This window comes from Bartonella sp. TT29SHDZB, from assembly GCF_042193395.1.
GTDB lineage: Bacteria > Pseudomonadota > Alphaproteobacteria > Rhizobiales > Rhizobiaceae > Bartonella.
In genome coordinates this window covers 1-721 of record NZ_JBHILQ010000131.1, presented here as the reverse complement: position 1 = coordinate 721, position 721 = coordinate 1, and the positions used below count along the sequence as shown (strand labels likewise).

The window sequence follows — 721 nt, the reverse complement described above, 5'->3', positions numbered from 1 at the left end:
GGGTCCAAAATGTCGAGATATATATGGACTTTCCCATCGAGTACAATTCCCTTTAAGGAGGAAAAAATGAAACAAACTTTAAAATTATTAAGCGCTGTAACTTTGTTAAGTATAGCTGGATGTCAGTTTAATAAACCTCCTGCAGGATACTTCACGGTGTGGGAGAAATCAGGAGCAGATCGGCTTGAGGTAAAAAAAGCACTTTTAGAATGTGGAATGCCAGCTCCTTATGATGTATTTCCAGAAAACAGAAATTTAAGCAACAATGCATGGGCAACCATAGAAGCTTGTATGATTCAAGCTGGTTTCCATGATAAATATGATAGGGGGGGGGGCTGGTGTGGAAATCATAAAGCCGAAAACTTGCCCATTTGTCGTCTAGGTGCTGTGATCCCGAGGCGCAGTGTCAAGAAGCGCTTAAATAGCCCGTTTTGTAAAAAGCATCCAGAACAATATGAATGCTATCCTTAAGTCTTGCTTGTGATGATCAACAATCCGCCATCCTTGCCTTCACTTGGAATGGCGCGATTGTTTCCTCAAGCAACCATTTCAATATTGTTCACCGTTGTTTTAAGTAGCGATGACAGAAAATATCAACAAGCTTCCGAGCTGTTTTATAGTAAATAAATCCATTGAAAGAGGGAAAAAATGAAGAAAATCTTAAAACTATTGAGTTGCATAGCTCTCTTAAATACAGCTGGATGTGTTAACCAACCTCCTC

General features: G+C 39.7%; 1 protein-coding gene. It reads left to right on the top strand.

Annotated elements, in window-relative coordinates; genetic code table 11:
- The first annotated feature begins 66 nt into the window (after positions 1 to 66).
- Positions 67 to 471, top strand: coding sequence for a hypothetical protein (locus ACFIJJ_RS09970; protein ID WP_375643797.1), 405 nt, complete (start codon positions 67 to 69; stop codon positions 469 to 471).
- Positions 472 to 721: the final 250 nt, after the last annotated feature.

Bases quoted from the DNA above. Each gene is read 5' to 3' on its own strand.
- ACFIJJ_RS09970 (WP_375643797.1), top strand. From the start codon at position 67: ATGAAACAAACTTTAAAATTATTAAGCGCTGTAACTTTGTTAAGTATA.